Consider the following 24,594-nt stretch of genomic DNA (forward strand, 5'->3'; position numbering starts at 1 on the left):
TGGCTTCATGAAACATATCGAAGTTGTAGCAGGAATCATTCAAGATGGCAACAAGATTTTTGCCACGCAACGCGGCTACGGCGAACACAAGGGGTTCTGGGAGTTCCCTGGCGGCAAAATGGAAAGCGGCGAAACCCCGCAGCAGGCGCTCGAGCGCGAACTCCAAGAAGAACTCGCCATCCAAGTGAACGTGGGTAAATTTCTTTGCACCGTGGAACACGACTACCCCGCCTTCCACCTGACCATGCACTGCTACTTTTGCACGATTGCCGGCGGCAAGGCGCCAGAACTTTTGGAGCACGAGGCGGCCAAATGGCTCGCCCCTGCAGAACTGCATTCCGTCGACTGGCTGCCCGCCGACATCAAAGTCGTCGAAGCCATTGAAGCGTAATAGCTTTTTTCTATCACTCAAGCAATTTGCTATTTTATTGTCATGAACATCCTGAAACACATCGTGACTTTTGCCGCAGCCGCAATTCTTGCTGCAGGCGCCTTCACCACTGCAAACGCTGCAGACGACATCAAAATCGTCAAGGTGAACGACAGTAATTTCGAAAAAGAAATCATGAAATCCAAAACGCCGGTCATCCTCGAAATCTCTTCGACCAGCTGCCCGCCCTGCCTCGTCATGATTCCCACACTCATCGGTATCGCTAAAAACTATAGCGACATCAAGGTCGCCTCGGTAGGTATCGACGAACCGGGCATCGACAAAATCAAGGCAACACTCCCCATTCAGGCATTCCCCACGTTCTTCCTGATTAAAGACGGCAAAATCGTGAACCGCCTCGTGGGCGTCGTCAAAGAAGAAGAAATCTTTGCCGCCATGCAGTATACGCCCAAGAAGAGCACCGCCAAAAACACCAAGAAATCCAAGAATTCGCCCAAAAACCTTGTTTGCAAGGTCAACGGACAGTTTAACGGCCTCAAGAACCTGGTGACTATCTCGTTCGAATTCGGCGAAACCGAAATCAAGAATGTCGACATCGTGACCGACGTATTCATTCCGCCCGAAATGGAAGACCACCGCGAAGACATTATCGCAAGAATGCGCGCAAGCGGCAAGGGCGAAGTCACCACCACCCTCACGGGCTTGCAAATTCATATCGACAACGATTGCCGATTCATGAAGGCGATGGACATGAAGCGCACCTCGACCTATGGCGAAATGCGCGCCGGGCTTGAGCTGCAAGGCTTCAGTTGTAAATAGCCTTTAGCAAGTATCATTATAGAAGGGCAACCGGATTTTTCTGGTTGCCTTTTAGTTTGTTTCCAAATTTTTATCTTAGTTGCAATAAAAAAATAAGTTGTAATTAAGAATATTTTTCTATATTTGGGCGCGCCAAAATAATTTGGAGGAAATATGAATAACAAAGTTCTTGCTACCACGATTGTGGTTATGTCAAGTTTAATCTCTAGCGCCTGGGCCGCAAGACCCGAAGGAGATCCGACTTGCAGTTTTGTGGGTGGGGCATTCTACAAGTCCAATAACACGCTTTATCTGGAATCGATCAACGACGAAAACGCAAAAGTCGAAGTCGATAACAATGCCGCGAACTGTATCAGCAATAATAAGAATGGCAATTTCAAAATTATTGTAGAACGCAGCACGGCTCTTGCCGCCAACTCGACCATCACTCTGCCGGCCGATTACCAGTCCGCAAACGAATGCATTGACCTGTACGAACCCCTCAGCTACGGCAAAGACGAAAACGGCATGTGGGTTACCGCCGAAAAGCACGACATCGACAACGGCGCCGCACACAGACCCATGCTGATGATCACCGATACCGACAAGGAAGAATGCCAAGGCATCAAGGAAATCGAATTCACGGCTACCGGCGTGACCGCTTCTACGCAGACCTCCGTCGAGCTTACATTAAGAAGCGAAGTCAGCAATCAGGGCGACTGGCTCATGCGCGGCTCTTATAGCTTTATCCGCTGGGACAAGGACCATGCCGACTTGGGCAAGGTCTATGGCTATGCCGCAAAGACCAAGGGCAAGGTAGAAGCCGGCCAGTTCACCAAGGTGGGTGCAGGCGCCTTTGTTCCGCCTCTCCGCGCTTACCTGCTTTACCAGGGTGACAAGGCCCTCGAAAAGTCCGTCGAATCCACTGAAGTCGAGCTGCCCGAAACGATCGGCGTGAAGCTCATCGACAAGAATAATGGCACTACCCGCCTTGCAAAATGGAACATGGCCACGGGCGAAATCGTGAAGGTGAACGGTTGGTTTGACCTCAAGGGTCGCAAACTCAATAGCAAGCCCCAAAACAAGGGCATGTTCATCGGCAACACCAAAGTTCAAAAGTAATTATTAAAGGTTGGTTATGGAAAAGAAAGAATATAAAGCACCGAAAATGGAAATTGTAGATTTCGAAGCTCAGGCTTGCTTGCTCGCCGGTAGTAGCGAAGAATGCCAAGACGGCGAATACTGCGACGAACTCGGCTAATATATAAGCCTCCGTTCAAGGTTTAGCAAAACAAGGCAAAGTAATTTGTCTTGTTTTTTTATTTTACATGTAATATAAATAAAATATTCATTTTAGCCTCTTTTTTCTACATTGCCTCCCGCCAAAAAATTTGGAGGAATCATGAACGCAAAAGTTCTTACAGCCGCTACGGTTGCGGCTTTGTCTTGCCTTGTTTCTACCGTTTGGGCCGAAAGACCTGATGGGGAAAAGCCGGTGTGCACTTTCCAGGGCGGAGCATATTACGAATCCAACAACACGCTGTATCTGGAATCGGTCAACGACGAAAATGCAAAAGTCGAGATTTCAGAAGAAACCAAGAATTGCGTAAACGGATACGTCGGCAACGGTGAATTCAATCTTGTAGTGGAACGCAATACAAAGCTGTCTGCGAATTCAACCATTGTGCTCCCCGCCAACTATTCGCCGAAAAGTTCTTGCATCGAGCTATATGAACCGAACCAATTCTCCACCGACGACAATGGCAATTGGGGTGTTACCGCGAAAAACCTGAAAGGACAGGGTGACGTTAACAAGGCTACACTCATGATTACCCATACCGATCGCGATGAATGCAAAAATATCACGGATATCGAATTTACCGCAAAAAACTTGACAAAGTTTGATGATGGTACCGATTTGGCCGTATGGCTCTACAATGACAAAACCCAATATTGCGACTGGATTTTTCAAGGCACATATAAATATATCCGCTGGGACAAGGACAATGCCGACTTGGGCATCGTTTATGGTTACGCCGCCAAGGACAAGGGCAAAGTCACAGCCGGCCACTTTACCAAAGTGGGCGCCGGCGCTTACATTCCGCCCATGCGCGCCTACCTCAAATACAGAGGTCAAACTCCGCTCGCCAAGTCCGTCGAATCCATCGTGGAACTGCCCGAAACAATCGACGTAACGCTAGTCGAAGAAGATGGCACCACCCGCCTTGCCCGCTGGAATACAGTCACGGGCGAAATGGTCAAGGTAAACGGCTGGTACGATCTTAAGGGCCGCAAACTGAACAGCAAGCCCCAAAACAAGGGCATGTTCATTGGCAATACCAATATTCAGAAATAATCACCGGGGGATTAGAGACTATGGAAAAGAAAGAATACGAAGCACCGAAAATGGAAATCGTCGATTTCGAAGCTCAGGCTTGCTTGCTCGCCGGCAGCGGCGAAGAGCCTGAAGGCTGCGATGATTATTGCGATGAACTCGGCTAATTAAGCCTGCTCGTCCACAATGACCTTGTAGAATTCAAGGAACTGGGCGGGCGAAAGTTCTTCGGCGCGAACGGTTGTCGGATAATCCAGGAGCTCGATGGCTTCCTGGATTTTCTTTTTGTCGTAGGCGCGGCCGAACGAGTTGGCAAGCGTCTTGCGCTTTTGAGTGAAGGCGGCGCGCACGAAGTCGAAGAATCCTTCGGGGGCCGCGAGCGCATCGGCCTTGGGCGTAAGAAGCATGGTGGCGCTGTCCACATTGGGGCGCGGCGTAAAATGCTCGGGGCCAATCTTGCGGAGAATCTGCGTATCGGCGTAGGCGGATACAAGTACAGACAAACTGCCATAATTACTGCTGCAGGGGCTTGCACAGATGCGCTCGGCGACTTCGAGCTGCACCATTCCCATAAATCCCTTGGTCAAATGCAGTTTCGGCATCAGGCCCGCGATAATCGCAGTCGACACGTTGTAGGGCAAGTTTCCTGTGACCCAGGGCTTTTCGTGGGCATCTAAAAAAGCCTGCAAGTCAAACTTCAGAAAATCAATGTTTTCAATATGGAAGTTCTCACGGCCCTGGAATTTTTCTTGCAAAAATTCCACGCACTGCTCGTCGATTTCGACGGCAGTGAGTTCCACGGCGCGTTCGAGCAAGTGTTCCGTAAGGGCGCCGTGCCCAGGGCCGATTTCAAGCACCCAGTCGCCCGCATTCGCAGGCAAATCGCCCGCAATCATCTGCGCGGTAGGTACATCCAGAAAGTTCTGACCAAATTTACGGCGGCGTGCTCTATCCATACCGTCAAAGATAGAAATAAAAAGCCCGCAATTCAATTGCAGGCCTTTCAAGTTATACTTTAAAGATTTTTCTAGAGTCTAGCCTTTACAAGCTTATACAAGTCGGCGAATACGGCATCAGGCGTACGGTCGGCATCGATAGCCGCAATGCAGTCGCTGTAATCGCGGGCCGCGGCAAGGTACCCCTTGCGCACCCTCTCGAAAAATTCGGCCTTCTCGCTCTCCAATCGATCGGGTGCCTCGCCCCGCTTCGCGGTACGCGCGCGTCCCCTGGCCACGTCAATGTCAAGCACCACGGTGAGCTCCGGAAAGCAACCGTCGCAAGTGATCTCGGTCAGGCGCTGCACAAGATCAGCGCCCAAGCCGCGGGCATAACCCTGGTAGGCAAAAGTGCTCCAAGCAAAGCGATCGGCAATCACAATCTTCCCGGCATCAAGCGCGGGCTGAATGATTTCTGCAATCACCTGGGCGCGTGCTGCATTGTACAACAGGAGTTCCGTCTTGTCGCTCATGATTCCCTTGAAACTCGTATCCAAAAGAATCTCGCGCACGCGTTCCGAAATCTTCGCGCCGCCCGGTTCGCGCAACTTCACCACGGAATAACCCTCCTTGGTGAGCGCATCAATCAGCATATCGATCTGGGTCGTTTTGCCCGAACCGTCGATACCTTCTAAACTAAAAAAGTGCTTAGCCGTTTTCATAATAAAATCACAATTACTTCAAAAAGGTAGAAAAAAATCAACCGGAACCAAGAAAATACTATCTTTACAACGCTTTTTGCAACTAATGGAGTTTTTATGCCTTCTGAAAATGCGATTATTGAACGTGCCGAAATGTACCTGCGCAAGCTCTCTTGCGGAATCAACCCCCTGACAGACGAAATCCTGCCCGAAGGGGATTCCTGCAAACAGGAACGCATCAGCAAGTGCCTCGCCTACGTCGCATCGCTTTTGCAGCAGCAGCTCAACCACGACCAGGTGGCCCCCATGCCCACCGCCGAAAAGCCGCGCGTAGCAAAGAAGAATGCAAAGCCCGCCATGCAAGATTTGGCCATCGACGCCGAAACCCTGAAGGGTTACCGCTTCTTTGATTACCCGGTTTCGATTTCCCGCGTGGTGCGCAACGTGAACGAACTTTTGCCCAAGAACATGAACCACCTGCTCTATGCCGACGTGGCAAACTTCCTGGTGCAAGAAGGCATTCTCGAAAGGCAATCTACCGAAAGCGGAACCGACGCCAACCTGCCCACCGCCAAGGGTGAATCTTACGGATTCGAAAAGGGCGAATCGGACCTGCGCGGACACCATAACATTTATACGCAGTGCTGGCAACAGGCACAGCAGTTCATTCTCGACAACATTCAAAAGTGCGTCGACATTGCAAACGAACGCTTTGCCAAGCGCAAGGCCAACCAGGCTCAAGATTTTCAAGACGACCAGGAATACGCTCCTAAACGCGTGCAAAGGGAAAAATTCCACCTGACCGCCGAGCAGCTGGCCGACTACCCCGCCGAAGACACACCCGTGCCCGTGAGCGAAATCGCTCGCCGCCTGAACACCCTTGTTGGCGAGAACATGGAACGCATCTACTACAAAGTCATTCGCGACTGGTACGTGGAACAAGGCTATCTTGAATTCAAGACATCACCCGAAGGCCGCAGCGCATTCCTGCCCACCGAAAAGGGCTCCATGAGCGGACTCTTCGTGGAATCCCGCACCGGCAAAGATGGCGAACTCTACGACGTAGTAATGTACGACGCCAAAGCCCAGAAGATTTATCTGGACCACCTCGCAAGCGAAAACTAATACAACCCGCAAAATTTATCCCGGTGACAAACCGGGAAATTTTTTATACAAAAAAAGCCGTCGATTAAGACGGCTTCTTTTTAGTTACTTTATTCCAAGTCCTTGCCGTGGCACTTCTTGTACTTGAGGCCAGAACCGCACCAGCACGGATCATTGCGGCCGAGCTTCGGAGCCTGCTGCTGGGCGCGACGGCGTGCAGCGGCGAGCATGGCGGGGTTCACCTGGCGAGTGCCCGGAAGCGCAGACTGCGGCATCGGCTGGGATTCTTGCTGTTCTTCGGAAATCGCATTCGTTTCAGAAGTAGCGGCGGTGCCTGCGAGTCCTGCGGGCTTTGCACCTTCAGCGCTCATCTGTTCTTCGACCGGGGCAGCTTCCTGCTGTGCGGCAGGGGCTTCAGCGTTTTCTGCAGGGGCGGCATTGTTGGCAGCAGCGGCCTGGGCTTCTTCGGCGGCCTTCCTTTCAGCTTCGAGCTGTTCCTTGCTCTTGAGCTGCAACTGGTCAGGCGACACTGTCACACCGTTCGGGAGCGTAATGCGGATGTTCAAGATGCGGAGCGCGGTGAGCGTCGCGATCTTTTCCATGCAGCCTTCGAACATCTTGAAGCCTTCGTTCTTGTAGACCATCAGCGGGTCCTTCTGGGCGTATCCGTGGAAACGGATAGAATCCTTCAGCTGGTCCATGGCGTACAAGTGTTCCTTCCACACCTGGTCAATGGTCATCAACAAGAAGCGGCGTTCAATCTGGCGGAAGTCAGCTTCCGGAATAATCTTCGTGAGCTTGTCGTAGCGGACCTTGCACAGGTCAATGATTTCATCGAGCACCTGTTCCGGCGTCTTGCTCATGGCATCTTCGAGCGTGAGGCTGTATTCCATGCCGAGGCTACGCTGCAAGTCAATGTGCAGGCCTTCCAGGTTCCAAGCTTCGGCATAAGTCTTGGCCGGAATGTACTGAGACACCTTGATATCGCAGGCGTCTTCGATGCGGTTCATGATTTCTTCGCTGATGTCTTCGCCGTTCAGAATGCGACGGCGCAGGCCGTAAATCACCTTACGCTGTTCATTCATCACGTTATCGTAGTCGAGCAAGTGCTTACGAATGTCGAAGCTCTGGCCTTCCACGCGGCGCTGAGCACCACGAATCGAGCGGCTCACGATCGGGTGGGTAATCACTTCGTCTTCGCCCACGCCAAAACGGGTCATCAGGTTCTTGACGCTATCGCCACCGAAGATACGCATCAGGTTGTCGTCGAGGCTCAAGAAGTACTGGCTGGAACCCGGGTCCCCCTGACGGCCGGAACGACCACGCAGCTGGTTGTCGATACGGCGGGATTCATGACGTTCGGTGCCAAGCACATGCAAACCGCCAAGCTCGGTAACTCCCGGGCCAAGGGCAATGTCGGTACCACGACCGGCCATGTTGGTTGCAATCGTCACCTTGTCCTTGTAGCCGGCGTACTGAATGATTTCAGCTTCGCGGCCATGGTTCTTCGCGTTCAAGACTTCGTGCGGAATGCCTTCCTTTTCAAGGAGGCCATGCAGGTGTTCGGACTTTTCGATGGATGCCGTACCCACGAGGAGCGGCTGTCCCTTGCTGTGGCGTTCCTTGATTTCGGCCACAATGGCGCGCCACTTGGCATCTTCAGACTTGTACACCATGTCCTGCAGGTCCTTACGGATGCAAGGCTTGTTGGTCGGAATCACCCAAGTGTTCATGTTGTAAATCTTGATGAATTCCGTGGCTTCGGTTTCGGCGGTACCCGTCATACCCGAAAGCTTCTTGTACATGCGGAAGTAGTTCTGGAACGTAATCGTTGCAAGCGTCTGGTTTTCGCGACGGATCTGCACGCCTTCCTTGGCTTCAATCGCCTGGTGCATACCGTTGCTGTAGCGGCGGCCTTCCATGAGGCGGCCCGTGTTTTCGTCGACGATGATGATTTCGGTATCGCGGACGATGTAGTCCACGTCCTTTTCGTAAAGGTACCAGGCCTTGAGGGCGTTATCCAAGAAGTGCACCCAGTCGGCATGTTCGCCGTACAGGTTCGTGATGTGCATGAGTTCCTGGATGTGGTTCACGCCCTTTTCGGTCAGCTGGATGTTCTTGTCCTTTTCGTCGACCGAGAAGTCCTTGTTCTTAATCAGCTGTTTGGCGATCTCGTTTGCCTTGGCGTACTTTTCGGTAGCGTCTTCGGCCGGGCCACTAATGATAAGCGGCGTACGGGCTTCGTCAATCAAGATGGAGTCCACTTCGTCGACGATACAGAAGTTCAGTTCGCGCTGCACCAGCTGGCTGGGTTCCACGGCCATGTTGTCGCGCAGGTAGTCAAAGCCGAATTCGTTGTTGGTACCGTAGGTCACATCGCTGTTGTAGCTCACGCGGCGTTCTTCGGGGTTCAGGCCGTTCACGATCAGGCCCACCGTGAGTCCGAGGAACTTATAGACCATACCCATCTGCTTGGCGTCACGGCCAGCGAGGTAGTCGTTCACGGTCACCACGTGCACACCGTGGCCAGAAAGACCGTTCAGGTAAACCGGGAGGGCGGCAGCAAGCGTCTTACCTTCACCGGTTGCCATTTCGGCAATAGCGCCTTCGTGGAGCACCAAGCCACCGATCATCTGCACGTCGAAAGGCATCATGCGGAACGGCTTCACCGATTCGGGGTAAAGTTCGCGGACCTTTGCGTATACGGAGGCGGGCAGGTAGACTTCCCATTCGTTCTTGCCGGCGGCAAGTTCGGCCTTCGCGGCGTTCACCGATTCCTGGAGCTCGGGGCCCAGGCGGCTAAAGTCAAAGTTGAATTCCGGCTTGAAGATATTGAAGATACCCAGGCGGCGGTCGCAAGCTTCTTGGCAAACGGCGAATGCTTCGACCTTGATGTCTTCGAGGGTAGCGCCATTCTTGAGCTTTTCGCGGAATTCCGCACTCTTGGCGGCAAGGGCGGCGTCATCTAAAGCTTCCAGGGCTTCGCGGGCCTTGTGGATTTCGGCAATCACCGGGCGCAGCTGCTTGACTTTACGTTCGTGCGGGGTACCAAAGATCTTGTGAAGAACGGTATCGACTATGCTCATCTTTTTCCTTTTTACGGCCGAGGGCACTGCCCGCGGACACTGATTAAAAAATTACGGGGATAATTTAGCAAATAACATGCCAATTCAAAATCGTTTAGTCTTGAAACAGGGGCCTATAGCCGAATCTATCGCAGAATCTGGGCGAGCATCGCCTTGCAACCCTCGTTTACATCGTCCCAAGTTGCCACAAAATCGCCAGTATACCAGGGGTCTGCCACGTCGCGACTCTTGTGCGCCCAATCCATCAAGAGCGAGACCTTGCGATTTTCCACCGGGCCAGATGTTTCACGCGTGTACACGTCGGCCGGTAAAATCCAGCGCAGGTTGCGCAAATTGTTACGGTCCATGAGCACAATGTAGTCGTAATACTCGTAGTCGCGGGCAGTCATCTGACGCGCCGTCTTTCCACTGCAATCGATTCCGTGCATGGCAAGCATGCGGCGTGCCGGCGGATACACCGGATTCCCGATCTCTTCGGTACTTGTCGCGGCACTCGCAATTTCGAATTCTACATCCGCTAACGATTCAGCAGGCAAATCCCGCACCAACTTTTTCATCACGAATTCAGCCATGGGGCTTCGGCAAATGTTCCCGTGGCACACAAACAAAATCTTGATTTTCATGCGAAAAATATAGTATCTTTAAAGCCATGAAAAAGCCCGTAAGCAAAGCCACGCGCACCCGCGTCACCCATGAATTCCCGGCCCTATACGACCGCGAATCGCAAGTGCTCTTGCTCGGCTCCATTCCCTCGCCCAAGTCGCGCGAAATGGCATTCTATTACGGGCACCCGCAAAATAGATTCTGGAAAGTCATGGCAACCGTTCTCGGCGAAAGCGTGCCCGAAACCATCGCGCAAAAAAAGGCCATGCTCAAAAAGCATCACGTGGCGCTATGGGACGTTCTGGACAGCTGCACCATCGTGGGTGCAAGCGACACAAGCATCGAAGACCCTGTTGTCAACAACATCGGCGAACTGGTAAAGAAATCAAAGGTTTCTCGCATCTTCTGCACAGGCGCCACAGCTTATAATTTATATAAAAAATTTTGTGCAAATGATGTCGGCATTGAGGCTATCAAGCTCCCGTCCACATCGCCTGCCAACTGCGCCGTATCGCTCGAAAAACTCGTTGCAGCGTATAAAGAGATTCTACTATGCCCCTAAAGATTGTACGTAACGACATCACGAAAGTCAAGGCCGACGCCATCGTGAATTCCGCCAACAAGAATCCGATTTGCGGGGGAGGCGCCGAATACAGTATTTACGAAGCCGCAGGCCGCGAAGCCCTTTTAGCCGCACGCGAAAAAATCGGTCCGCTCAAGGTGGCCGAAATTGCAGTGACACCGGCCTTTGCGCTCAACGCCAAGTACATCATCCACACCGTAGGCCCCAGGTGGAACGGCGGTGTTTCCGGTGAAACATTGGCACTTGCAGGCTGCTACCGCGGCGCCCTCGAAAAGACAAAAGAACTCGGTTGTAATTCCATCGCGTTCCCGCTCATCTCTAGCGGCGTGTTCAAATTCCCCAAAGACAGCGCCCTCAAAATCGCGCTGCGGGCTATCGGCGAATTTCTAGATTCCAACGAAATGGACATACAGCTGGTCGTTTTCGACCGCAAGGCCTTCGAAGTTTCCGAAGAGCTGTACAGCGACATTCACGCCTATATTGACGACAATTACGTCAACGACAAATACGACGATGTCCACAATTACATAAGCAGCAACCGCTGGAAAGACAACTTCAACATATTTGATCATGTTGAACGTCTTCAAGAAAACGGCGCCGAAAGCACACCTGATACATCTGATGAAATATTATGCTGCCCCATATTCAGCTCCGCAAGAGCCACAAAACAGGAAGCCACAGAAAGCAGTCTCGCCGACCTCATGTCCAATCCGGGCGAATCGTTCCGCGACAGGCTCATCAACTTGATCCGCGAAAAGAACGAAGACGACGTCCAGGTCTACAAGCGTGCAAACCTGAACCGCAAGCATTTTTCCAAAATCCGCAGCAAGGCAGACTACAAGCCCACCAAAAAGACGGCACTCGCGCTCGCCGTCGCACTCCGGCTGAATCTCGACGAAACAACCGACCTGCTTGCCCGCGCCGGAATCGCGCTTTCGCCCTCCAACAAGGGGGACCTGATCGTCAAGTACTTTATCGAGCGCCAGATGTATGACATCTGGGAAATCAACAGCATGCTGTTTAAATACGGTCAACCCGCCCTCGGCGCCTAACCGCAAAATCCTGAAAAACGCCCTTTTCAAATGTCGCCTGCCAGGCGACCAATTTCGCCTTTACGGCATCTATAATTGTCTCCGTTAACCCTAAAAAGCCGCAAAAAGAGCGGCACGGAGGCAATCATGAAACAAGGACTCACCGAAATCGTATTCATCCTCGACCGTAGCGGTTCCATGAGCGGGCTCGAAAAGGACACCATCGGGGGCTTCAACAGCACCATCGAAAAACAAAAGCAAGAAGCGGGGGAGGCCTACGTCTCGACCGTCCTCTTCGACACCGAGATGGAAGTGCTCCATGACCGCGTCCCGCTCGCGCGCATCGAGCCCCTGACCGAAAAGGAATACTATGCCCGCGGCGGTACGGCGCTTCTTGACGCCATCGGTGGCGCCATCCACCACATCGGAAACGTGCACAAGTACGCCCGCGAAGAAGACCGCCCCGAAAAGACCATCTTCGTCATCACCACCGACGGCTACGAAAATTCCAGCCACAAGTACACCGCCGAACATGTGAAACAGATGATCGAACGCCAGAAGCAGAAATACGGCTGGGAATTCATTTTCCTCGGCGCAAACATCGACGCTCTCAAAACCGCAAGGAACTTCGGCATCAGCGAAGAACGAGCCGCCAACTTCGTAAACGACGGCGCGGGAATCAAGATGATGTACGAAGCGGAATGCTGTCTCATGAGCGACATCCGCAACAACCGCGTCGATGACCGCGCTTGGAAGGCAAAAGTCGACGCCGATTACAACCGCCGCGGCAAGCGATAATCCGCAAAAACGGACGCCTTATTTTATCAACATCGTACATTGTATTACACAAAATGTAAAACGCTATAAAAACTCGATTGTTGATATCCTGTGTATATTCAAAAAACACTATTCCACAGGATTTGGGCATATCCCACAACATATCCACAAAAGGCATATGTTTCACGTGGAACATATGTCATTTTGCTATGACATTTCAACAATCTATTGTCAATCCTATTAGACAAATCCAAAACTTATCCACCAAAATAAAAAACATCGTGTTTCACGTGAAACGCGATGTTTATATTATGTTTATAAAAGTTATCAACAATCTGTGCGATTGTTGCATGCGAAATTAGAATTTCACAGTACGCGGAGCGGCGCCAAAGGCGTAGAACGTGGCGGTTGCATCCTTGAAATAGAGCACTTCGGTGTTCGGATCTTCGACAGAATACATGGACCTGAGTTCAGGATAATGTTCAAGCATGTCGGCCTTAGGCTCACGGCGGTCGTCGCGGACGAGCGTGCCGGCAACGCGGAGCCACTTGTTGCCTTCTGCGTTCATGGCGCAAATTTCAACCTTGCCGTTTTGCTGGATCTGTTTGGAGCAATCCTTGGTCTTGGACGTCTGGATATAGAGCTTGCCCTCGAAAATGTTGGCAGTGCCAAATGGGCGCACGCGCGGCTGGTCACCTTCGACCGTTGCCAAAAAATAGGCGCCACATTCCTTGAGAAATTTTACGACTTCTTCCATATTGATCTCCTATTAATATTCTTTCCTATTCACAATATAGTAAAAAGAATTAATGCGAGGTCGCAATAATCCGCGTATAAATTTCTTCCATTTGAGTGGAGAAGCAGCAGAAGATTACCTTCTTCACTTTTTGAGCCGGATAATTCTGGACCATCTTCACGGCAATCTCGGTGGCAGCTTCCCAAGGGTAACCATAAACGCCTGTCGAAATAGCGGGGAAGGCAACCGTCTCACATCCATTCGCTTCAGCAAGATCCAGGCAATTTTTATAGCAAGATTCCAGAAGTGCCGGTTCACCATGCAGGCCATCCCGATAAATCGGGCCTGGAGTGTGGATAACAAACTTCGCCGGCAACCTAAACCCCGGGGTGATTTTGGCCTTACCCGTTTCGCAACCGTTCAAAGGAATGCAGGCCTTCAGAAGCTCCGGACCAGCAGCCCTGTGAATAGCTCCATCAACACCGCCACCTCCCAAAAGTGAACAATTGGCGGCATTCACAATCGCATCCACATTCAGTTTGGTGATATCACCTTGAATAATTTCAATCTCAATCATTTAAAACCTCGACTATAATATAGTTAAAGATATTCCAGCAATAATGTTGATTATGTGAATAGATGTTGAAAACTCTTTTTTCCACCTTCTCTTTTTATATATATTATAGTGGGGTTATTATGAAAATCGAACATATCGCCATCTGGGCAAAAGATATCGACAAGGTCTGTGAATTCTACCGAAAGTATTTTGGTGGGGTAGTTCACCCGATTTACCATAATCCGACAAAACAATTCACCAGCCGATTCGTCACTTTCGACGATGGCGCCCGTTTGGAAATAATGCACCGCCCCGACATCGATCATGTTTGGCCTGTAACTCACAATCGCATGTTTGCTTCTCCGAAGCCAACTCGCTTCGGTTCGGCAATAAAAATATGCAAGCGTATTTTTACTGCACTCACCTCGCTAACGTTCCACGTGGAACATTGCGGCCTAACCCATCTTTCCTTTTCGGTCGGTTCAAAGGAAGAGGTGGACCGTCTCACCAAACAAATGTCCACTGATGGAATCCAGGTGGTAGGGCAACCCCGAACCACTGGCGACGGGTATTATGAAAGTGTGATCCTGGATCCCGAAGGCAACAGGGTAGAGATTACAGTTTAGAAAAATGGCGGAGTTAGGTATGAGGAGAACATTCATTATATTGGTAGCGGCGTTTTTGAATGCCCATGCAGTCGATTGTATTAGACGCACATTCGATTATTTCGCAACGGACTTCGAAAATCATGTACTCGTCTTGCCCAGCGAAATGTTCCCGGATAGTATCCATCAGAAACAAAACGGACGAGTCAATACCATCAAGTATCATTGGACAGGCAACCACCTTGACAGCATGAGCCTATCCCAATCTTGCCTTGCACACGGTTACGAAAAAAAATCCACCTTCATTCCCGACTGGAAAATTGACTCCACCAAGGTAGGCAAGATCAAGAAATACGACTGGAAATCTCTGAAAGACGGATGGCACTTTACGGTCTACCGCGGAAAAGATTCCGTCTATATCGATAATGACAATGAACAGCATCAGATATTCTACCTCAAAAACGATACCATTTACGAAGTCAACAACTGGGTTCCCAGGAATTTAAAAACATACCGCGACCCCGATAATAAAAACAAGTGTATTCGAAAAAGCGATAATAACTTTATCATCGACACTTATGAATATGAAATGAAGGGGAGCATCCTCATCCAGAAATCAATCAAGTTCGACCACAACAGATACATCAAAGCCCCCGGCCCCTGCATGGGCGGCAACGAATACACCACTATATATTATAAGATGTGAAATGTGTAATGTGAAATGTTTGGTCCTTAGATGTGTTTCACGTGAAACGTCCGCAGGGCGAATGCAGCGCCCATACTTGTATGGGCATTGCTGAGCCCCAGGATGTCGGACTTTGGCGAAGCCAAAGGCCAAACATTTTTTATTATATTTCTTCATATGAAAAAACTAATCCTCATTCTCTCCTTTGTTGCATTGAACGTCTTCGCCATCAACTGCCGCGACTACATGCAATACACATTCTCTGATTCAGAAGATTTCATTGTCGACAGTGCCTATGTCGCCAATACTGGATACGACACTATCTACTACGCACCTATAAAATACTACTATACGAATAACAAACTGGACAGCATGATTCGTTGCGTCGGAAAAAACTGTTGGACATATAAGACCAAATACTTGAAAGAGAAAACAGATTCCACATTAAATATGACAATGTTCATTGACGATTGGAAATCAGAAAAAAATCATATTCTTGCAAAATGATTCTGCCATCACATACGATTATAGCGATGATAAAGAAAAGCTGGAGACAATCAGTGACATTACCACTCTCGTTTTGCGCAATGACACATTGTACGAAAACCGCAAAAGCACCAATGAATATGATGATATAAAAAGCGTAATAACGACCCCAGATCCTAGCGACGAAAATGTATGCAACATTAGCGAGACGAAAACAACATATTACGGACAATCCAATACCACAACATATCAGGAAATCATAACCAATACCGAAAATGGTTTTGTGGTATCCGCCAGCAATACCGATCAAAAAATATTCTTCGTCTATACCAATTCCACCACCTCGATCCTCCGCAAAAACAAGCCGGCATTTATCCCCGAAAAGGACAAACATTTTGACCTTCTCGGCCGCCCCGCCAACAAAAAATATATCATAAGTGTTCCACGTGGAACATCGGCGAAGTAAAACTATTCTTTTTTATAAACACAAAATCCACATTTATCAAAAACTTATCCACGGATATTTTTAAAAAGTGAAAGGGCGCCAGCCCTTTTTTCTCGTATTCACATTTCATAATACTAAATTGTTCCACGTGGAACGTTCCTATAGAAACAACACAACTCAGCAGAATCTCTTGAACCAGTTCTTGACAGAACATGGTGTGCAGCTGTCCGAAGATGTACTCGGCAAGCTTTATGATTTTGCGGACTTGGTGGTAGAAACCAAGCAATTCGGTAACCTGATTTCGGCAAAGGACTCCGAGAAATTCCTGAGCAGGCATATCGCAGATTCACTCGTTCCCTATATATATATTAGACGAGAGATGAGAGACGAGAGACGAGAGAATAATTCGGGTTCTCTTTCGTCTTTCGTCTGTAGCGAGCCTGCGAGCGTTCTCTCGTCTAAACGCTGGGCCGATATGGGTGCGGGGGCAGGTTGCCCCATTTTCCCGCTCGCCATCGTAATGCCCGAAGTAGAATTTTTTGCGGTTGAACCCCGCAACATGCGTGTGCAGTTCATGAAGTACGCCAAGGAAAAACTGCACCTGGACAACCTCACCGTCGTAGGCAAGCGCTTCGAGACTTCGTCCCTTGCCTATCTGGATTTTGTGAGTTGCCGCGCACTCTCGACTTTCGAAAACGACTGGGAACGCGCCCAGCCGGGACTCAAGCGTGGTGGAAAATTCCTTACGCTGAAAAGTTACAACAATATTGTTCACCTGGAAAATAACCCGGAAGTACATGTATACAAATATGCACTACCGCAGGAAGAACAAGTTTACGCCTTAGTCACTCGAGGTAATGAATGAGTAAAGTGATAGCAGTCTGCAACCAGAAAGGTGGCGTGGGTAAGACCACGACCGCTGTGAACCTGGCCGCCAGTTTTGCCGCATTGGAAAAGAAGACACTCCTTATCGACATGGACCCGCAGGGTAACGCGTCGCAAGGTTTGGGCTACAACGAACTCCAGGATGTGGATATCCACGAAGTCCTGAACATGGCCGACAATCCGGATAATGTCACCTACGACAATCTCAAGGAAGCTATCCTCGACACGAGCCTCGACTACCTCAAGGTCATCACTTCGGGCCCGGATCTCGCCGTCATGGAAATCGAGCTGGTGAACGCCATGAGTCGCGAACGCAGACTCGAACGCGTGATGAATGTCTTGAAGCAGTCCTTCGAATTCATTATCATCGACGCTCCTCCGAGCCTGAACCTTTTGACGCTGAACGTGCTGACCGCAGCTACCAGCGTCCTGATTCCGGTGCAGTGCGAATACTACGCCCTGCAGGGTATGACCGAACTTTTCAAGACCATCCGCGAAGTCCAGAAGAACCTGAACGCGAACCTCAAGATCGAAGGCGCGCTTCTTACCATGTACGATTCCCGCTTGAGCCTCTGCAAGCAGGTCGCCGAAGAAGTTCGTGAAAACTTGAGCGACACCGTGTTCCAGGCAATGATTCCGAGAAACGTGAAACTCTCCGAAGCTCCGAGCCACGGCAAGCCCGCCATTCTTTACGATGTGCAGAGCAGCGGTGCTCAGGCCTACATGAAACTCGCCGAAGAAATCTTGAACAAGGGAAAGTAGTAAATGGGTAAAAAGTCTTTCGCATTGGGTCGCAGCCTCGCCGATATCCTCAAGGACCACTCCGCTCCGGCAGCCTCCGACATTCAACAGTCCAATCCACAATCCGACGAAACCATCGCCGAAAAATCTGAAACTGTTGATAACTCCCAGAAAGTCGTCGAAATCAATGTCGAACTTATCGACCCGAACCCGTTCCAGCCGCGTAAGGTTTTCAGCGACGACGAACTGGTGGAACTTGCCGAATCGATTGAACAGCACGGTTTGATCCAGCCGATCGCCGTCCGCAAGGTGGGCGACCGTTACCAACTCATCAGCGGTGAACGCCGTACCCGCGCAAGCAAGCTCGCCGGACTCCCGACCATCAAGGCCCAGGTTTACGAAAACCTCGACGACAAGGCCATGGCCGAATGGGCGCTCATCGAAAACATCCAGCGTGTCGACCTGAATCCGGTCGAAATCGCCAAGTCATATCAACAATTAATCGATAATCACGGCTATACTCACGAAGATTTGTCCAAGATTGTGAGCAAGTCCCGCTCCGCAATTACTAACAGTCTTCGCCTCCTCAAGCTCCCGGAAGTCGTCCTTTTGTGGATAGAAGAAGGAAAAATTTCGGGCGGTGCCGCTCGCGCCCTCTGCAGCGACAAGATCAAGAATCCTGAAGAAGTCGCCAAACGCATTATCGAAGAAGGCCTGAACGTCCGCCAGATCGAAGCGATCGCCCGCGGCGAAGAACCGAAGGCAGCCGAACAGCCGGCACCGGAAACCGAAGACCAGCCGGAAGTTCACAAGCCCGAAGTCGAAGCCAAGCCGAAGCCGGAACTCAGCGCCGACATGAAACAGTTCGAATCCCGCCTCGAAACCTTCTTTGGCACCAAGGTCCAAATCAACCCGAGCGCCTCGACCGAGACCAAGGGTTCAATCGTTATTAACTATTATTCCATGGACGACCTTACCCGAATCCAGGAACTCATGGAAAATCGATAGATGAAAGGCAAGTACTATAAAGTTCAAATCATTCCGGAAGACTCCAAGGAAATCAAGAGCTACCGTATCAACACGAAATGGTTCCTGTTCCTGAAAATCTTCCTGGTCGCCCTTGTAATCGGTACCGGATTCCTTATTTATAATGCAGGCCGAATTGGCCGCATGATGATTAACTACGAAAAGATTCGCACCGCAAACGGTCAGCTCGTAAAGCAAAACGCCAACTACGAAGAACTCTTCTTGAGAATCGACTCTCTTTGGGTTCTCGAAGAACGCATCCAGAATATCCTGGGCACGTTCATCGAAAACGATTCCGGCAAGATCAACAGTCTTATCGACAAGAGTAGGTTCGCCCACACGCCATCGCAAAAAATCGACGTCGATTACGAAGGCGGCTGGAAATCTCACGAAGACAAGGTCCGTTTGGAACACATTCCTAACGTGATTCCGGTAGTCGGAATGGTAAGTAAGAAATTCAGCGAAATGGACGACCACCTGGGAACCGACTTTTCGGCCCAAGTCGGAAACCCGGTGTTTGCATCGGGTAGCGGAGTCGTAGAGTTTGCCGGCTCCAAGAATGAACTGGGCAATACAGTCGTTATCGACCACGAGAACGGTTACAAGACAAGTTATTCACACTTGAAAGATATCAGAACCCGCAAGGGCAGAAATGTCGGTAAAGGCGAAATAATCGGAACAGTTGGCAATACGGGTAACAGCAGTGCCCCGCACTTGCACTACTCAATCAGTAAAGATGGCAAGGACATGGACCCGGAACTGTTCATTAACTATTAAAAAGTTACAAGGTTTAAGATACTAGTTAGCGGAAATTTTTTATAGATTCACTATAACTAAATTGATTTTCACCTAAGAGGAAAAAATGGCTACAAAAGAACAAGAAATCACTCAGATCGGTCACAGCGTGACCATTAAGGGCGACATCAGCGGCAATAGCGACGTGCGCGTTGCTGGCAACGTCATCGGCGGCATCTCTATCGAAGGCGAACTCATCGTCGAACGTCAGGGCGTGGTCGAAGCTGATATCAAGACTACCACTGCAGTGGTTGCCGGTTCTGTCAAGGGCAACATTGATTGCTCCGATAAGCTGATCCTCGAAAGCACTTCCCAGTTCGAAGGCAATATCAAGACCAAGCGTCTCATCATCCAGGAAGGCGCTATCTTCCAGGGCAACTGCCAGATGGGTGCACCTCAGGTTGCAGCCCAAGCAGCACGTCCTGCAGCTCAGCCTGCTCCCCAGCAGCCTAAGCAGCAGCCGGTCAAGGGTCCCAAGGATTTAGACCTTTAAGTCAAATTCACACCTATATCATTAAACACTAATTATTTATATAAATAGTAATAGTAATTAGCGCCGTGAATAGTGGATAGAATTGTGAAGATGGAAACATAACTCATTGATGGTCAAAAAGTTATAAAACTAAAATCAGTGAGTTTAAATGTTGAAAACTTTCAATCTGTTCACTTTTTTCAATGTTGATAAGTGTTGAAGTTGACTTTTCAATACCAATTCACAGGCGATACACCGAATTATGTTGAAAATCGGTATGATATGGGTCACATTTGGCAAAAAAGTGGAAAATTCTAGCGCTTTGGCCCTATTTAAAAGTTATATTGTACAGACAAAATGTCATCAAAGATCCTTAAAATAGGTCAAATATCCGATATCCATATCGGAAACGGAAACGAGCTCGTACAGGGAATCGACGTTTGTGCCAATTTCCGCAAAGCTCTGAATTCCGAGTCTATGCAAGGCCTGGATCTTTTGGTGTTGTCTGGCGACCTTTCCGAAAATTCGGAACCCGGCGCATACGAATACGTTGCATCTTTGTTGAAGGACTATAAAGCTCCAGTCTGTATCATTCCCGGTAATCACGACAAGCTCGATGTCATGCGCAAGTATTTTGACATCGAACATTTGATTCACGGTGACAGATGTTATTACCGCTACGACCTTGAAGGCAAGACAATTTTCTTCCTGGATAGCGGTTGCGGGAATGTTTCACAGGAACAGCTGGTATGGTTGAAAGAAGAAGCTTCGAAGATCAAGGGCGAAGTCATTCTCTTCATGCACCATCCGCCTTGTTTCTGCGGTCACCGTTTCATGGACTTGCGTTACCACCTTGAAAACATGGTTGAAGTCCAGCAAGTGCTTGCGGGTATCAAGAACTTGACCCACATCTACGCTGGTCATTACCATCATCACTTCGAAGTGAACATGGGACGCCAGATTGTGCATGTTGCACCGGCGACTCAGTTCCAGATTGACCCCAACGTACCCTATTTTAATCTGAAAAGTGCCGCTCCGGGCTGGCAATTGATTGAATGGGGCGAAAAATTTGTAGAAACTACAGTTTATTTTGAATAGACCCCTTGAATTTTTAAAACTATTTGACTAAATTTGGGAAAAATTTGGCGGCTTAGCTCAGTTGGTAGAGCGTCGGAATCATAATCCGCAGGTCTGTGGTTCGAGCCCACAAGCCGCTAGTATTTTGAAAAAGAGGCTGATATGTCAAGACGAATCCTAAAAGTGGCGTTGTTGATGATCGCCTCTTTTTTCGTAGCTCCGGCATTTATCGCTTGCGATAGCGCCGACGACAACGTACCTGAAATCAACCAGGTACAGGCATCCGCACCGAAGTCCGTGCCCATTGTGCAGGTCGATGCTTTCACTGCTCCGTCCTCTTCGGAAATTTCTTCTGAAAAGGCAAAGCTTTACGTGAAGGCAAGTGCCGCCCTCGTGGAACTCGGTGTGCGTTGGTCCGAACGTATCGATAAGGCTAGCGATACCGAAAAGATCCAGATCCTGAATGCCTACAATGTGGCCCGCGACCAGCTCTGTGCCCGCGTGGGTCTTGCCGGCATTGCCGAATACAACTGGATTACCACGGTCGCCGTGCCCGATCCGAAAAACAAGGCGACTTTCGAAGCAGCCGGAATGCGCACCGCGAACTAAGTTTTGCGGTAAGCAATTTAGTGTAATTTATACTAGATTATCGTAATTAAATCAGTTTAACTTGTGCCGCGCCAAAATATATATTTGGCGCGGTTTTTGGTGTGTTGTGGTTTTTCCACTACGGGGTTAGAATGTACACACCGACTGATTACGCGACAACTATCTTGTTATTCAAGATATTCTGCATTGCAGGATTGACGATACTTGCGTTCATTTATCTTTGCTGGGATTCTAGATTCTGGACAGACGAGGACTTTCCGGGAATGCGCCCGAAACGTGACGCTAGTCGTGAAGACTCTTCAGATCCGGAGAATACATCTTGTAAAAATCCCTGCCGTGTTCCTTTACAAAGTAAAGCGCCATGTCGGCAGAACGGTACAGGTCTTCGAATTTCCTACCGTGTTCGGGAAATACGGATATTCCTATTGAAATCGAGACGTGCCTTTCTAAAGGTTCGCCCGCGAAAAGGTGTCTGGCCTTATCCGAAATTTTTGCGGCAAGCCTAACGGCTGTGTCGGGCTTGATATCGCGCAGGTACACCATGAATTCGTCGCCACCGATTCGTCCTGCGGTATCCATTCCCTTGAACGAATTGTGCAGTATGTCGCCAATGGCCGTAAGTACGCGGTCTCCGGCGGCATGACCGAATGAATCGTTGATTTCCTTGAACTGGTCGACATCGATCATCATCAAGGCACCGCGTTCTTCGCTGTTGTTTTCGATGATCGCGCTGATTTCGCTTTCGGTTTCCTGCTTGTTCAGGAGTCCGGTAAGCGAATCGGTCTTGGAACGTTTTTCGAGTTCCAGCTTGAGCGACTGGATTTCGGTGACATCGTTGATGAGCGCGATAATCCCGTTGACGTTTCCGTTTTCGTCAAAGACCGGGCGCTTGATGAGTTCCAGGTACTCGACTCCGTTTGCACCTTCTTCCTTGATGACATAGTTGGTACCCTTGCCTGTGCGCAAAAGTTCCTTGTCCGATTCCATGGCCTTCAGGGCATTTTCCTTGTCTTCGCGAATTTCGATATCGGTCTTTCCGCGAATGGTCCAGTTCGGGTCGCCTTCGGTATGCAGGTGGTGCCAGTAGTGAGTCGCGAAAACGTACTTGCCTTCGGCATCTTTCAGGTAAATGTTCGACGGCAGTTCCTTCAGGATTTTTTCGACTTCGGAGAATGTGGCCGAGTCCTTGCCCCTGATGGTGTTGTTCAGTCGAAGCATGACAAGTTCCTTGCGGAACGGGGGCTCGAAGTATTCGTTTGCGCCGGCCTCGATGCAGAGCTTGTAATCGTCGGAACCTTCGACTGTAGCAATACCGATGTTCGGTATGCCGACAAAACGTTTGTCTTCGTTCAGGACTTTCTGTAACCAGAAGCCGCTTTGCTTGCATAGTTCCACGTTGAACAAGATGGCCGAAATATTGTCGTGTTGCTTGTCTACCAATTGCACCGCTTCTTTTTCGGAATCCACATCGATAATCGGATATTCTTCCGAGAGCATGGCGCGGAGTTTTTTGAGGACGGGACTATTGATTTGTATAAGAACAAGCTTACGCTTCGCGATAGGTTGAACTACCTTCGCGTCTTCCAGATTACAAAGATTTTCGTTTCCCAGTATCTGCATCTTCCAAACACTCTACTATGTACATATATATAACTTTTTTGCAAAAAGCGTATGGGGTTATATTCCATGCCGGAATAAATATCAGTACATTTCTGGATTACAGCTGTAAAAACGGCGGTGGGTCCAGCCGTACCAAAGCGCGGGATTTTCGGCGATACGGTTTTCGAGCCATCGGTTGAAGGCGTCATTTACGCTGTTGTCTGTCGGGGCGGTTTCAATTGCGTGCAGGATCTTTTCCGAAGATGTTTCCTCGAGCCAGCAAATGAAGATTGGAGTCTGCGGCCGGTGCTTTAGCAAAAAGTCCGGTAGCGGATTGACGTGTACCTGTTTTTCGAGGAACGTTGCCGTGGTGGCACTTTCAATTCGGCTGTCCTGATCCATCAGCAGGCAGAACAGATTTTTGTCGTCGAGGAGTCGCAAGAATTCGCGCGGGCTCTTCGCGTTCACAGAATAATTTCTCTGGTCGACGGAGCGAATCTTGTTTTCGACAATGCGGTTGAGCCATGCGGGTTTTAGCGGTATGTAGCTTGCCTTGAGCGGGATGCCCAAGCGGCAGAGCCAGGGGCCGATTGCTTCGTAGTTTCCGTAGTGTGCGGTCAGGAATATTCCGCCTTCGCGCATCTTTTTCAAAACGGGTTCGCTACCTTCTGATAATTTGTACGTAATCCCATTTTGAATGAACGGATAACTGCTAAAATCGTGCGGCAATTTTTTGAATAAATTAAAGTTAAAAAGAATATCGCAAACGTGGTGCGTAAGGTTCTTAATAATTTGTTTATATTTATTTGAATAAATTATTTTTGAGTGTTCAGGGTGGGTATATTGCAGATTGGCTTGTACGACATTTCGTTTCCAGCCAGATACGAGCAGCGCCCTGTATAATAGTTTTTCGAAAATGTAGCCGGTCTTGATCAAGGTGGTTAGTCCTTGTCTTTTTTTGGCTTCTTTTTATTAGAGTCGTTGGCGGATTCGCTGAAAGGGAATACGAACCGTCCGCGGAGGACGCAACCGGGGGCTCCGGGGTCGCATTCCTTTTTCCGCTTGTTGCAGAATGTGTTTCTCAAATGTCTGCACTCGTAACTCATGTACTGAATAATAGAAAAGAACCGGGAAAAAAGAAAAAACGGATAGAAACAGCGGCTATGATTGGCCATAGCTAGAATAAATATGTTAATAGAGTGTTGATAAATTGATTATTATGTGGATATAAAACAAAAAAATGGAAAAAAGTGAAAAAAAATGAAAAAAATGCGCAAAACCTCTTGACAATCGTCACATAAAGTTCTATAATTGGCCTCACCCTCGAACGAGAGAGCCGAAAAGCTCAAACGAACGAGAACGGAGGCCCGCGAGGCCGCCGGGAAGATTGAAGGAATCGGAGATGTGCTTAGTGACGGGTCCAAGAGATTTCTTGGAATAGTCAATTATACGAACGTGATTAACGGGACCAAGACTTTAAAAATTAATGAAGAGTTTGATCCTGGCTCAGAACGAACGCTGGTGGCGTGTCTT

The 24,594-nt window shown here is 49.4% G+C and carries 29 protein-coding genes and 1 tRNA gene; 22 read left to right on the forward strand and 8 right to left on the reverse strand.

From position 1 onward, the window contains the following. The first annotated feature begins 7 nt into the window (after nucleotides 1-7). From B7989_RS12995 to B7989_RS14265, 6 genes are all read left to right on the forward strand, one after another. Entirely contained in the window at nucleotides 8-391 is a 384-nt protein-coding gene (locus tag B7989_RS12995) for a (deoxy)nucleoside triphosphate pyrophosphohydrolase (protein ID WP_088628897.1), read from the forward strand. A gap of 42 nt (nucleotides 392-433) precedes the next feature. Further along, a complete protein-coding gene (locus B7989_RS13000; protein WP_088628898.1) occupies nucleotides 434-1,210 on the forward strand; it encodes a co-chaperone YbbN in 777 nt (258 codons plus the stop codon). A gap of 153 nt (nucleotides 1,211-1,363) precedes the next feature. After that, the gene (locus B7989_RS13005; protein ID WP_088628899.1) at nucleotides 1,364-2,311 is read left to right on the forward strand and encodes a hypothetical protein; all 948 of its coding nucleotides are present in this window, start codon (nucleotides 1,364-1,366) and stop codon (nucleotides 2,309-2,311) included. 16 nt (nucleotides 2,312-2,327) lie between these two features. After that, entirely contained in the window at nucleotides 2,328-2,450 is a 123-nt protein-coding gene (locus B7989_RS14260) for a hypothetical protein (RefSeq protein WP_255406459.1), read from the forward strand. A gap of 141 nt (nucleotides 2,451-2,591) precedes the next feature. Beyond that, on the forward strand, nucleotides 2,592-3,545 hold the full coding sequence (locus B7989_RS13010; RefSeq protein ID WP_088628900.1) for a hypothetical protein: 954 nt from the start codon (nucleotides 2,592-2,594) through the stop codon (nucleotides 3,543-3,545). Between the two features lie 20 nt (nucleotides 3,546-3,565). After that, nucleotides 3,566-3,691, forward strand: a complete 126-nt coding sequence (locus B7989_RS14265; RefSeq protein WP_255406461.1) for a hypothetical protein — start codon at nucleotides 3,566-3,568, stop codon at nucleotides 3,689-3,691. Here B7989_RS14265 and rsmA read toward each other — a convergent pair whose 3' ends face one another. Then, nucleotides 3,692-4,480: a 16S rRNA (adenine(1518)-N(6)/adenine(1519)-N(6))-dimethyltransferase RsmA gene (gene rsmA, locus B7989_RS13015; protein WP_088628927.1), complete on the reverse strand. Its 789-nt coding sequence runs from the start codon at nucleotides 4,478-4,480 to the stop codon at nucleotides 3,692-3,694. Between the two features lie 71 nt (nucleotides 4,481-4,551). Next, the gene (tmk, locus tag B7989_RS13020) at nucleotides 4,552-5,181 is read right to left on the reverse strand and encodes a dTMP kinase (RefSeq protein WP_088628901.1); all 630 of its coding nucleotides are present in this window, start codon (nucleotides 5,179-5,181) and stop codon (nucleotides 4,552-4,554) included. A 96-nt stretch (nucleotides 5,182-5,277) separates the two neighbouring features. On the opposite strand from tmk, the gene B7989_RS13025 reads away from it, so the two are divergent. Continuing rightward, nucleotides 5,278-6,285 carry a hypothetical protein gene (locus B7989_RS13025; protein ID WP_088628902.1) on the forward strand — a complete coding sequence of 336 codons (1,008 nt, stop codon included), beginning with the start codon at nucleotides 5,278-5,280 and terminating at the stop codon, nucleotides 6,283-6,285. A gap of 89 nt (nucleotides 6,286-6,374) precedes the next feature. Here B7989_RS13025 and secA read toward each other — a convergent pair whose 3' ends face one another. Both secA and B7989_RS13035 read right to left on the reverse strand, forming a co-directional pair. Further along, entirely contained in the window at nucleotides 6,375-9,350 is a 2,976-nt protein-coding gene (gene secA / locus B7989_RS13030; protein WP_088628903.1) for a preprotein translocase subunit SecA, read from the reverse strand. A gap of 125 nt (nucleotides 9,351-9,475) precedes the next feature. Continuing rightward, complete coding sequence (locus B7989_RS13035; RefSeq protein WP_088628904.1) at nucleotides 9,476-9,973, reverse strand: low molecular weight protein-tyrosine-phosphatase; 498 nt, start codon at nucleotides 9,971-9,973, stop codon at nucleotides 9,476-9,478. Between the two features lie 26 nt (nucleotides 9,974-9,999). On the opposite strand from B7989_RS13035, the gene B7989_RS13040 reads away from it, so the two are divergent. The 3 genes from B7989_RS13040 to B7989_RS13050 all read left to right on the forward strand — a co-directional run bounded on the left by B7989_RS13040 (nucleotide 10,000) and on the right by B7989_RS13050 (nucleotide 12,365). Beyond that, nucleotides 10,000-10,515, forward strand: a complete 516-nt coding sequence (locus B7989_RS13040) for a DNA-deoxyinosine glycosylase (protein WP_088628905.1) — start codon at nucleotides 10,000-10,002, stop codon at nucleotides 10,513-10,515. Further along, entirely contained in the window at nucleotides 10,506-11,588 is a 1,083-nt protein-coding gene (locus B7989_RS13045) for a macro domain-containing protein (RefSeq protein WP_088628906.1), read from the forward strand. Before B7989_RS13040 ends, B7989_RS13045 begins: the two co-directional genes overlap by 10 nt. Nucleotides 11,589-11,714: 126 nt before the next feature. Then, complete coding sequence (locus B7989_RS13050) at nucleotides 11,715-12,365, forward strand: hypothetical protein (protein WP_088628907.1); 651 nt, start codon at nucleotides 11,715-11,717, stop codon at nucleotides 12,363-12,365. Nucleotides 12,366-12,702: 337 nt separating this feature from the next. Here the strand turns inward: B7989_RS13050 and B7989_RS13055 are convergent, their stop codons facing one another. Further along, a complete protein-coding gene (locus tag B7989_RS13055; RefSeq protein ID WP_088628908.1) occupies nucleotides 12,703-13,101 on the reverse strand; it encodes a pyridoxamine 5'-phosphate oxidase family protein in 399 nt (132 codons plus the stop codon). A gap of 49 nt (nucleotides 13,102-13,150) precedes the next feature. Next, nucleotides 13,151-13,657, reverse strand: coding sequence for an O-acetyl-ADP-ribose deacetylase (locus B7989_RS13060; protein ID WP_088628909.1), 507 nt, complete (start codon nucleotides 13,655-13,657; stop codon nucleotides 13,151-13,153). Nucleotides 13,658-13,776: 119 nt separating this feature from the next. Between B7989_RS13060 and B7989_RS13065 the strand changes: the two genes are divergently transcribed. From B7989_RS13065 to B7989_RS13120, 12 genes are all read left to right on the forward strand, one after another. Next, on the forward strand, nucleotides 13,777-14,262 hold the full coding sequence (locus B7989_RS13065; RefSeq protein ID WP_088628928.1) for a VOC family protein: 486 nt from the start codon (nucleotides 13,777-13,779) through the stop codon (nucleotides 14,260-14,262). Nucleotides 14,263-14,281: 19 nt separating this feature from the next. Next, nucleotides 14,282-14,947 carry a hypothetical protein gene (locus B7989_RS13070; RefSeq protein ID WP_144265079.1) on the forward strand — a complete coding sequence of 222 codons (666 nt, stop codon included), beginning with the start codon at nucleotides 14,282-14,284 and terminating at the stop codon, nucleotides 14,945-14,947. Nucleotides 14,948-15,103: 156 nt separating this feature from the next. Then, nucleotides 15,104-15,433: a hypothetical protein gene (locus tag B7989_RS13075; protein WP_144265080.1), complete on the forward strand. Its 330-nt coding sequence runs from the start codon at nucleotides 15,104-15,106 to the stop codon at nucleotides 15,431-15,433. Further along, complete coding sequence (locus B7989_RS13080) at nucleotides 15,423-15,878, forward strand: hypothetical protein (RefSeq protein WP_088628912.1); 456 nt, start codon at nucleotides 15,423-15,425, stop codon at nucleotides 15,876-15,878. Before B7989_RS13075 ends, B7989_RS13080 begins: the two co-directional genes overlap by 11 nt. 127 nt (nucleotides 15,879-16,005) lie before the next feature. Beyond that, complete coding sequence (locus tag B7989_RS13085) at nucleotides 16,006-16,722, forward strand: 16S rRNA (guanine(527)-N(7))-methyltransferase RsmG (protein WP_144265081.1); 717 nt, start codon at nucleotides 16,006-16,008, stop codon at nucleotides 16,720-16,722. Continuing rightward, complete coding sequence (locus B7989_RS13090; RefSeq protein ID WP_088628914.1) at nucleotides 16,719-17,504, forward strand: ParA family protein; 786 nt, start codon at nucleotides 16,719-16,721, stop codon at nucleotides 17,502-17,504. Before B7989_RS13085 ends, B7989_RS13090 begins: the two co-directional genes overlap by 4 nt. Before the next feature lie 3 nt (nucleotides 17,505-17,507). Next, complete coding sequence (locus B7989_RS13095; protein WP_088628915.1) at nucleotides 17,508-18,491, forward strand: ParB/RepB/Spo0J family partition protein; 984 nt, start codon at nucleotides 17,508-17,510, stop codon at nucleotides 18,489-18,491. Next, nucleotides 18,492-19,286 carry a M23 family metallopeptidase gene (locus B7989_RS13100; RefSeq protein ID WP_088628916.1) on the forward strand — a complete coding sequence of 265 codons (795 nt, stop codon included), beginning with the start codon at nucleotides 18,492-18,494 and terminating at the stop codon, nucleotides 19,284-19,286. 85 nt (nucleotides 19,287-19,371) lie between these two features. Then, nucleotides 19,372-19,797 (forward strand): polymer-forming cytoskeletal protein, encoded by a 426-nt coding sequence (locus B7989_RS13105; protein WP_088628917.1) that lies wholly within the window; start codon nucleotides 19,372-19,374, stop codon nucleotides 19,795-19,797. Nucleotides 19,798-20,133: 336 nt separating this feature from the next. Next, complete coding sequence (locus tag B7989_RS13110) at nucleotides 20,134-20,874, forward strand: metallophosphoesterase (RefSeq protein WP_088628918.1); 741 nt, start codon at nucleotides 20,134-20,136, stop codon at nucleotides 20,872-20,874. 46 nt (nucleotides 20,875-20,920) lie between these two features. Beyond that, a tRNA-Met gene (locus B7989_RS13115) sits at nucleotides 20,921-20,993 on the forward strand. Nucleotides 20,994-21,015: 22 nt separating this feature from the next. Next, complete coding sequence (locus tag B7989_RS13120) at nucleotides 21,016-21,462, forward strand: hypothetical protein (RefSeq protein ID WP_088628919.1); 447 nt, start codon at nucleotides 21,016-21,018, stop codon at nucleotides 21,460-21,462. Between the two features lie 282 nt (nucleotides 21,463-21,744). Here B7989_RS13120 and B7989_RS13125 read toward each other — a convergent pair whose 3' ends face one another. Together B7989_RS13125 and B7989_RS13130 are read right to left on the reverse strand one after the other, a co-directional pair. Continuing rightward, complete coding sequence (locus tag B7989_RS13125) at nucleotides 21,745-23,082, reverse strand: diguanylate cyclase domain-containing protein (protein ID WP_088628920.1); 1,338 nt, start codon at nucleotides 23,080-23,082, stop codon at nucleotides 21,745-21,747. An 81-nt stretch (nucleotides 23,083-23,163) separates the two neighbouring features. Beyond that, nucleotides 23,164-23,997 (reverse strand): lysophospholipid acyltransferase family protein, encoded by an 834-nt coding sequence (locus B7989_RS13130; RefSeq protein ID WP_088628921.1) that lies wholly within the window; start codon nucleotides 23,995-23,997, stop codon nucleotides 23,164-23,166. Nucleotides 23,998-24,594: the final 597 nt, after the last annotated feature.

This window comes from Fibrobacter sp. UWB5 (genome assembly GCF_002210295.1).
Classification (GTDB): domain Bacteria; phylum Fibrobacterota; class Fibrobacteria; order Fibrobacterales; family Fibrobacteraceae; genus Fibrobacter.